At 53.8% G+C, this 9,045-nt stretch carries 7 protein-coding genes; 6 read left to right on the top strand and 1 reads right to left on the bottom strand.

Annotation, left to right across the window (positions count from 1 at the left end; translation table 11 throughout):
• Window positions 1-375 precede the first annotated feature (375 nt).
• The 5 genes from istA (at window position 376) to AACO21_RS16495 (ending at window position 7,416) form a co-directional block, all read left to right on the top strand.
• Window positions 376-1,914 (top strand): IS21 family transposase, encoded by a 1,539-nt coding sequence (gene istA, locus AACO21_RS16515; protein WP_346193627.1) that lies wholly within the window; start codon window positions 376-378, stop codon window positions 1,912-1,914.
• Between the two features lie 17 nt (window positions 1,915-1,931).
• Window positions 1,932-2,666 carry an IS21-like element helper ATPase IstB gene (gene istB, locus AACO21_RS16510; RefSeq protein ID WP_346193626.1) on the top strand — a complete coding sequence of 245 codons (735 nt, stop codon included), beginning with the start codon at window positions 1,932-1,934 and terminating at the stop codon, window positions 2,664-2,666.
• A 1,229-nt stretch (window positions 2,667-3,895) separates the two neighbouring features.
• Entirely contained in the window at window positions 3,896-5,227 is a 1,332-nt protein-coding gene (locus AACO21_RS16505; protein WP_346193625.1) for a replication initiation protein, read from the top strand.
• Between the two features lie 210 nt (window positions 5,228-5,437).
• A complete protein-coding gene (locus AACO21_RS16500; RefSeq protein WP_346193624.1) occupies window positions 5,438-6,421 on the top strand; it encodes a ParA family protein in 984 nt (327 codons plus the stop codon).
• Between the two features lie 11 nt (window positions 6,422-6,432).
• Window positions 6,433-7,416 carry a ParB/RepB/Spo0J family partition protein gene (locus tag AACO21_RS16495; protein WP_346193623.1) on the top strand — a complete coding sequence of 328 codons (984 nt, stop codon included), beginning with the start codon at window positions 6,433-6,435 and terminating at the stop codon, window positions 7,414-7,416.
• Between the two features lie 158 nt (window positions 7,417-7,574).
• Here AACO21_RS16495 and AACO21_RS16490 read toward each other — a convergent pair whose 3' ends face one another.
• Window positions 7,575-8,000, bottom strand: a complete 426-nt coding sequence (locus tag AACO21_RS16490) for a hypothetical protein (RefSeq protein WP_346193622.1) — start codon at window positions 7,998-8,000, stop codon at window positions 7,575-7,577.
• A gap of 446 nt (window positions 8,001-8,446) precedes the next feature.
• Between AACO21_RS16490 and AACO21_RS16485 the strand changes: the two genes are divergently transcribed.
• Window positions 8,447-8,977: a hypothetical protein gene (locus AACO21_RS16485; protein ID WP_346193621.1), complete on the top strand. Its 531-nt coding sequence runs from the start codon at window positions 8,447-8,449 to the stop codon at window positions 8,975-8,977.
• The last annotated feature ends 68 nt before the right edge of the window (window positions 8,978-9,045 follow it).

The following is a 9,045-nucleotide window of genomic DNA, read 5'->3' as shown; positions in this document are numbered from 1 at the left end:
CCGTGGAGTACCTGTCCCATAACTCATCCCTCCGTAGCTGGCTATAAATTACACCACCACACTGTGGGACTAAACACCTAAGAAATTTGCATAGCCCATCTCCAGGTCTTTAAGGCTTTGTTGACCTCATTGGCAAGTACATCGAATAGCTGTAAGCGTCACATTGACTGCCAAAAGGTGGCTTACGGCGGCATTGAGTACCAGGGCCTTTGCACTTGCGAATTCCGGGCCAAGCTGGACAGTGATTCCAGCGCAACCTGGACAGTGATTCCAGGGGAAGCTGGACACCGATTCCAAGGCAAGCTGGACAGTTGGAAGCGGTAGCGTAGGACGCGGGGTAACCGTGGCACCCTCAGCGATTTTGCCGAGGCCCACATGGCATTTAGCAGGTTACCCATGCGCAAGATTCTGGAAGTATTGCGTCTGCACCACGAGGGCAGGCGCAGCCATCGTGAGATAGCCCGCGCCGTCGTTGCGTCGCCGACGACGGTGGGCGAGATTCTGCGGCGAGCAAAGCTGGCCGGCATCGGCTATCCGTTGCCGAGCAGCCTGACTGAGATGGCGGCCGAGGCCGTACTGTATCCGCCGCCTGCACCATCCTCGAACAAGCGCCCCGAGCCCGACTGGGCGGGCGTTCATCGTGAGCTACGCCGCAAGGGCGTGACGCTCGATTTGCTGTGGCAGGAGTACAAGGCCGAGCACCCGGACGGTTACCAGTACAGCAGCTTCTGTGACCACTACCGGGCCTGGGCGGGCCGGCTGTCGGTCTCGATGCGGCAAACCCATACGCCGGGCGAGAAGCTGTTCGTCGATTACGCCGGACCGACCGTCGCCATCACCGACCCGCTGACCGGCGAAATCCGCCAGGCCGCCTTGTTCGTCGCCGTACTCGGCGCCTCGAACTACACCTACTGCGAAGCCACCTGCAGCCAGGGGTTGCCGGACTGGATTGGCAGTCATGTTCGCGCCTTCGAATTCTTCGGCGGGACACCGGCGGTGCTCGTTCCCGATAATCTCAAGAGTGGCGTCAACAAGGCTTGCACCTACGACCCGCAACTCAATCCAACCTACCGCGACCTGGCTGAGTATTACGGCACGGCGGTCATTCCAGCGCGGCCCCGGCACCCGAAAGACAAGGCCAAAGTCGAAGCCGGGGTGCTGCTGGTCGAACGCTGGATTCTGGCCCGCTTGCGTCATCAGCGGTTCTTCAGCCTTGACGAACTGAACCGGCAGATTGCCGGCTTGCTGACTGACCTCAACCAGCGACCGTTCAAGAAACTGCCCGGCAGTCGGGCCAGTACGTTCGCCGAACTCGACCGACCGGCCCTGCATGCCTTGCCCAGTACGCGCTACGAGTTTGCCGAATGGAAGGTCGCCACCGTCGGCATCGACTATCACATCGAAATCACCGGGCATTACTACTCGGTGCCGTTCCGCTTTGCCCGACAGAAGGTCGATGTCCGAATGACGGCAACCACCATCGAGGTGTTTCAGCGTGGCCAGCGGATTGCCAGCCATGTCCGCAGTTCGTTGCGCGGCCGGCACACCACCGTCGATGCCCACATGACGCCGGCGCATCAGGCCGTGAACGGCTGGAATGCCCCACGCCTACTCGATTGGGCAGGCCGCATTGGCGGCCACGCGAAAGCCGTCATCGAGCATGTCCTTCATCAGCGGCGTCATCCCCAGCAAGGCTATCGCAGTTGCCTGGGCATCCTGGGGCTGGCCAAGACCTATGGGGATGCGCGCCTGGAGGCGGCCTGCGAGCGCGCCATCGCCATCAGCGCGCCGAGCTACGGCAGCCTGAAATCCATCCTCAAGCACGGGCTCGACAAACACCGCGTGGCAGCGCCGGCCCAAACCTCGCTTCCCCTGGACCACGCCAATGTGCGCGGTCCGGCGTACTACCACTGACCTGAAAGGACCTCACTTTGCTTCACCATCCCACTCTCGACCGTTTGCAGCAGCTGCGTTTGTCCGGCATGGCCCGCGCGCTGGCAGCGCAAAGCCAGCAGACCGACATCGGCCAGCTCGGTTTCGACGAACGTCTCGGCCTCCTGCTGGATGCCGAAGCAGCCGAGCGCGAATCGCGCCAGAACGCCGCTCGCCTCAAACGGGCCAAGCTCAAGCAGGCCGCCACCCCGGAGGACGTCGACTTCCGTCATCCACGCGGTCTCGACCGGACACTGTTCACCCGCTTGATGGCCGGTGACTGGGTCAAGGCGCACCAGAATGTGCTCGTGTGCGGCCCGACCGGCGTCGGCAAGACCTTCCTCGCCTGCGCACTGGCCAACCAGGCCTGTCGACACGGACACAGCGTCCTCTATGTCCGCCTGCCACGTTTGCTGCCAGCACTGGCGCTCGGCCGACACGATGGCAGTTATGCCAAGACCCTGGCCCAGATGGCGAGAACCGAGGTGCTGGTCATTGATGATTGGGGATTGGCACCGCTCACCGATGAGAGCCGCCGCGACCTGCTGGAAATCGTCGATGACCGCCATGGCTGTCGCTCGACCATCATCACCAGCCAGCTGCCCGTGCCGCACTGGCACGCCGCCATCGGCGACCCGACCCTGGCCGATGCCATCCTCGACCGCCTGGTCCACCAGGCACACTGCCTCAACCTCGATGGCGAATCCCTGCGCAAGAAAGGCAAACCTGCATGAACCCGTCCGTGCTCACCGAGTTACCCACCACCGGCCGCCAGCCAGACGGCTATAGAAGGAGCGCCGCCTGTCGGCCGGCCGTGGATAACTCTACGCCCAACTCCAAAAACTTGACCCCGATGACATCACCCGTGTAAAACCCAAAAACCCCGCGTCGCTACGCGCCGACTGTCCAGCTTGCTCTGGAATGCGTGTCCAGCTTCCCGTGGAATCACTGTCCAGCTTCGCTGGAATACGCAGCACTCGAACGTCATGCGCCGATGCGAACCGAAAAAAGCCCATGTTTTGAGAAAAGCGGCGCTCTATCACCATCGAAATGTGTCCTTCAAGCAGCCCAGCCAATGAGAAAGGTGCCTACTGGAGCCCTTGTTTGCTTTTGACATGCTGGTTCTTGCCTGGAAAATGAGCAATTCAGCCCAAAAAACGCACCATGACATCCGAGTGCAAAGGCCCTGCATTGAGTACCCACAAGTCGCCGCGCTATCCATCACCACCCACCTAAATCGTTCGGCTTCGTCTAAATATTTGCAGCGCAAATTAGGCCGGTTTGTACGGGGCTTTCTGCGCAAGTCCGGTAAAACAGAGAAGAAGCTTTCCCGTAGAGGCTCACCTATCCGCAGCAGAAATAGAGTTTATCGAGTCTAAACAAGGAGTTTTATGGCTTGTATTGTCAGTAACTGCCTATAAACGATTTCACGTAAAAGCTCACCTGAGCACAATCATGAGGGAATAGGTGAGTTTTGCAGGAAACGAATACTGCTGCGTAGCACTATAAATGGTCGTTAGAGGTGAGTCCAAAAGGAAATGTCAGATAAACACACTTTTTGTTGAGTGTTTTATTGAGTAAACAAGCTTAAGTAAACAAGATTAAAGTCTTCGAAACCGTTGTGGCACAAAGGTTTCGAAGACTTTTGGTGAGTGCTAAAGGAAACAAACAGGTTTGAGGTGAGCTTCGCAGGAAGAACACCGGTTTTGGGTGAAGCCTCAAGGAAATTCAGGTGAGGCCTTTGGGAAACCAACGGTTTCAAGTGCATGATCAAGGAAATGAGGCCTTATTTCTGGCCTTAAGTGAGCTTTTCGGGAAATGTTAACAGGTGAGCCTAAAAGGAAACGGGTCTTTTTTTCTTTAGGTGATGAACTAAGGAAATGACCGCAAGTGAGCGATAAGTGAAATATGATTGATCTCAGGTGATTGCACCAAACTCACCTATAGTGCATGATGCCTAATCATGGCTCAAAAATCCAACTCCCCGTCGGTTGAAAAATCAGCACCTGTTGTCGCTGAGCGTGGTCGCGAGGTCAGAAAGCACAACACCGAGATCGGCTACCGGGTCCAGTCTGGACATTTGTCGCTGCTGAGTCGGAAGATGATTAATGTTTTGCTGTACTACGCACAAAGGATGCGGGGTCAGGAAGACGCCGAAGGAAAATATTGGGTTGAGGTGTCCAAGATCGTTAAGGACGCCAAGTTCAACTCGCGTGACTACGATCTACTTCGTGAAAGCCTCGATGAACTCCAGTCAGTGAAAATCATCCGCCCGACAGAAAACGGTGGCATCACTTCTGATGTGCTAATTCCGAGCTTCACGCTGGACAATACTGTGCATTCAACGAATGAGGCCTTGTCTCCCGGGCAGAAAAAACGCGGCGGAAAGCTCATAGTAGGCTTTTCGCTGCCGATAGGGGTCAAGGAACTTTTGCTTAATCCCCGAAGCAATTACACCGTTCTCCCGATTAACTACGTTGCTAGCCTTCGTACAATTGGTGGCTTGGTGCTCTACGAGATCACTAAGCGCTATTCCACAAACCCGTCCGGCGTCACTAATCGAGAGTCGTGGCAGTGGTGGTGGAAGATCCTCACTGGAGCCGCCGAGGGCGCTAAATCGCCTGAATACAAATATTTCAAGCGAGACGTCATCAAGAAAGCTGTCGATGAAATCAACACGGTGACAGATCTTCGAATCGAACTGATCGAATTTAAAGAAGGGCGCTGGGTGAAGGAACTTCAATTCACGGTTGAAATGGCCAAGCAAGCGAGTTTCGATCTTGATCCGCCTCCTATCGACAATACTCTGCTTTCACGCATCACTGCGTTGGGCGTTTCGACAACTGAAGCTGAAAAACTGATTGCAAAACACGGGGAAGAGGAACTGAAGGCTAACCTTGAAGTGGTCGAGGAACGAATCAGCAAGCCGAATCTTCCTCAGTTGGATTCCCCTGCAGCCTACCTCAAGACGGCCTTAAAGAACCGTTATGGGGATGGACGGAAGGCGCAAAAAGAAGCAGTCACAAAGAAGACCGAGAAGATTGCCAAGGAACTTCAAGAAGCCAAGGAGGCGGCAGAGTTGGAACAAACACTGCGCAGAAGCATTGCTAACGAGGCCAGAGATCGTTTTGACGCATTGCCTGAGGTTGAGCAGCAGGAACTGCTTAGCCAATTTGGAGAATCTATTAAAGGCCCTGCGCTTACTTCATTCCGCAAATCCGGGCTAAGTACACAACTCGTTTCGGCTACGTTCAATAGGTGGCTCGTCGAGACATTTGAGGTAGGTAATTCTTAGTTCTAGTCGTTGCGATCTTTCAAAGACAATGGTTAAAAAACGCAATGGCCCATTGTAGTCATTAGTTCTGTCATATAACATCACGGTTATCACTATTCGCAATAGGGTAAAACCGTGTCGGAAATACAAGCAGTTAGCGCATTACGCGATCCAACATTCCGTGGAAAGTTTGTGTGTGACGTCTTAGTGTGGCCGTCAATATCGCTCCATATGCTTAAAAAGTTGACTGGAAAAGAGACTGGCGATGGAGCTCGGCATGTTTATCGGCCTGCTGATGTCCGAAAACTCAAGCTCACACAGTATGAAGTCGATGAGGTAACTACTAAGAGTAAGCGTCCTCCGGTCGTCAATTGCCGGATGGCAAAAGGGGGTACTGGAAAGACAACGGTAGCCGCCAATCTCGGCACCTCATTTGCCTTCATGGGGTATAGAACGCTCATGATCGATGCCGATCCACAGGCTTCGTTAACCAACATGATGGGTATCGATGCATCTTCTGAGGACATTACTCACTTGGGGCATTTGATGGAGGGATTCGTCAGCAATAAGGGACAAGTCGATGTGGCTGCAGCTATACGCAAAGTCTTTCCGGACGGCATGCTGGATATCATTCCCGCCGACATCACGCTGACCAATGCAGATGGTTGGTTGATGAATCAGATGCAGCGCGAAACTGTTTTTGATCGCCTTCTGGCAAGCAATACAGAATTCTTTGGTCAGTATGATGTGATTGTTGTCGACTCGGCTCCTGGAACCTCCTTGCTGACGATGAACATCATGGTGGCTTCGCGAACTCAACTTGCCGTTTGTTGGCTGGATCGTGAAAATCTCAAGGCTTTGCCGATCCTGCTCAGCAACGTCGATGAGATCAACGCCGCCTATCCGAACCATGCCTCCGATGTCGAAATCGTTGCAAATGGTTACTCCGCGATCTATAAGCAATCGAAGGAAGCGCTTGAGGTTCTAGTTGCTAAGTATCCGCATCAACTCAATGAAAACGTGATTCAGCAATTTTCCGGTTTCCACCGCCAGCAAGCGTTGCCTGGTGGTGAATGCAAAGGCGCGGTGGTCGAGCAAGACCAAAGCTCGCCGGGTGCTAAAGCTATGCTTGATTTGGCCAAGTCGCTTTTGGGTCGATACAAGATTACACTCGCCGGATTTGACGAGTCGATTCCATCCACACGCGGCAACTAGGAGAGATTGTCATGGCTAAGCTAAGCGGTTTGATTGGATCCGGCAAGGTCGGCAAGGCTGACCCAAAAGTTGTGGATGCTATGCCAGATGCCCCTGCAGCCAAAGCGCTAGACTCTAGCGCAGAGGTTATTTTGCCCGAGGCGCTAGACTCTAGCATGCCCGTCTCTCTTGCCAATTCCGGACCAACGCTAGACCCTAGCATTACGAAATCAACAGTTGCCGAGATGGCTGTTAATCGTATTCGCCCCTCTCCATATCAGGTGCGAGCAGTAGCTGATAGCGATTACATTGAGACATTGATGGCCAGCATTGTCCAATCCGGAGTTATTACTCCAATCATTGTGCGGACGCTAGACTCTAGCACTTATGAAGTTATCGCCGGGCACCATCGCTTGGAGGCCTGCCGCCGTCTAGGTCACGTCACCGTACCCGTGGTCGTGCGTCAAATGAGTAATGCGCAAGCGGCATGCGCCCTCACCTCAGACAACTTTGTTCGGAAAGAGCTATCGGACTTTGAGCGATACAAACACGCCAAGCTTCTTAAGGAACACGGTTTCTGCAATACGAATGCGTTGATTGGTGAGGTACTTGGCGTCTCTCGCCAGCTCGTTGGATTTCTGTTTGCATTTGATGATTATCCGCCCGGCGCAAAGGCAATCCTTGAAGTTAATCCTAAAGTTCTTGGTGCAACACAAGCGTATGAGCTTAAGGACTTGGCACGTGACGAGCCTGAACTTTTCACCGAAGCAATCGCATTACTGGCTGATGACAAACTTCGTCAAAATCAGGTTCGTAAGTGGATTGAATCACGATTCAAGTCGACCCCAGTTCGCATGCAGCGGCGTCAGGAGGTCAAAATCCAAAAGCCAGGTTTGCGCTCGACGATCAAGCTGACCTATACAGATCGCGAGGCAAAGATCCAGGCTGAGGGGTTGGATGTCAGTAAGCTCAGAAAACTGATCGAAGACAATCTGGATAGCTTGATTATTCATTGAAATATTCCCCGCCCTCAGCCTTTTGGCTGTCCGCCGACGCGGGGAAGGTCGGGGATTCCACCAGCGAGAGGCAGATGTCAGCGCCCGAAAATGTTTCTTGCCACGTCGATATCACGGTGCTCGGCGCTTCCGCACATCACACAAGTCCGTTCCCTTATTCACAAGCCTAACCTACCTTTCTTACTGCTGGCGGAGATGGATCCGCAGCACGAACAAATCTGGGTTGAGAAATGCACGCAAACTTCCTTCACAGCGAGATCGGAGTGATCGCCTTTGTAGTCCAACATCGGTTTCAGTGATGACCAATCTGCACCTATTACCAACTTGCCCATCTGGGTTTTGACGCGCTGCTTCTTGTGGGAGCATTTGGCAATGCCAAGTTGCGCATTTGCTTCTCGATACCAACGGCTTGCTTTGAGCTTGTCGCAATCTTTGTTCTCCCCAATGTCCTTTTGGCCGAGATCGATGCCGACCGCGCCCTGGCCTGGGGACTGTATTGCCTTAACGTCGACCACGACATCGAAATACCAGCGACGACTGGCGTCCTCTCTGAACGAAGCGTAGCGAAACTTGTAGCCTGACAAGCCGTAGATCTCCCAAACACCGAAGTAGTGGTCCTTGTGATGAACCTGTCCGTTGTTTCAGGAATCCATGCAAGTATTCACCGGAATTCGGCCGAGCGTTCGAATCACAAAATAGATTTCCTGAATTACTTGCGGCACGTGACATACTGCTCCTTGGCGATTACCTGCAGACACTGTAAGTTCAACCCCAGTTTTTTCGATGCCTCACTCGTTGATGTAATTTCACACAAAATTCACGCTGGCGCTGTCACTATTTTTGGTTCAGGTGAGTAATTACAGGAAACACTATCCCCCTATTGAGTCGGTTTCATGAATCTTTACAATCTCGCCGCCCTGAAGTAAGGCGATTCCTACGATGCTCAGGCGGCAATCGCCTGAGTCGCTTCAGTGGGTTCCTGCTTCGCTGAGCAGCCTGACTGCACAGGCTCTCCACAGGCGTCAACGCGGTGTCCCCGCGCCTGAATATTGATCGCGCCGACCAGATCGGCGTTTTCCTCGAAACCACAGTCAACGCAAGCAAATCGGGCGTGGGTCTGCCGGTTCTCTTTGGCCCGAATATTTTTACCCGGTGCTTCGTTACTACTCTTCGCCGACCTCGACATATTCCGTACTGGCAAGTCCTCGAGATACATCATCGTGTGGGTTTGCCTGATCGTGGTAATGGCTTTGCTCAGGAAGTTGCGGCGGGAGTTGCCGATGCGAGCGTGAATACGCTGGACGCGGGCTTTCGCCTACTTCCTGTTGTTGCTGAATTTGACCTTGCGGCTCATCGCCCGTTGATACCGGGCGAGGCGCTGTTCGTTTTACCTGAAACTGTTGCTTGGCGCCAGAAAGCTGCCATCGCTGAAGGTGACAAAGCACGCTATCCTAACATCGATGCCGATGGCACACGTGGCCTGCGAGATGGGTTGCTCCACCTCGCGCTCGCTCTAGATCGATATGAACCACTTGCCGCCAACATGGCTGACCTGTATTGACCCAGTAAAAACCTGCTCAGGTGTTAACCTTGAAGGAGTGACCCGAGATGAGCATGGTGATGGAAGAA

Origin of the sequence: Dechloromonas sp. ZS-1, assembly GCF_039649255.1 — a bacterium.
In the GTDB taxonomy this organism is placed as follows: Bacteria; Pseudomonadota; Gammaproteobacteria; order Burkholderiales; family Rhodocyclaceae; genus Azonexus.
Note: the sequence above shows the minus strand (reverse complement) of the source record. Positions and strands in the feature narration are given on the sequence as shown.

Coding starts and splice junctions, on each gene's coding strand:
- AACO21_RS16505 (WP_346193625.1), top strand. CDS start 3,896: ATGGCTCAAAAATCCAACTCCCCGTCGGTTGAAAAATCAGCACCTGTT.
- AACO21_RS16495 (WP_346193623.1), top strand. CDS start 6,433: ATGGCTAAGCTAAGCGGTTTGATTGGATCCGGCAAGGTCGGCAAGGCT.
- AACO21_RS16500 (WP_346193624.1), top strand. CDS start 5,438: ATGCTTAAAAAGTTGACTGGAAAAGAGACTGGCGATGGAGCTCGGCAT.
- istA (WP_346193627.1), top strand. CDS start 376: ATGGCATTTAGCAGGTTACCCATGCGCAAGATTCTGGAAGTATTGCGT.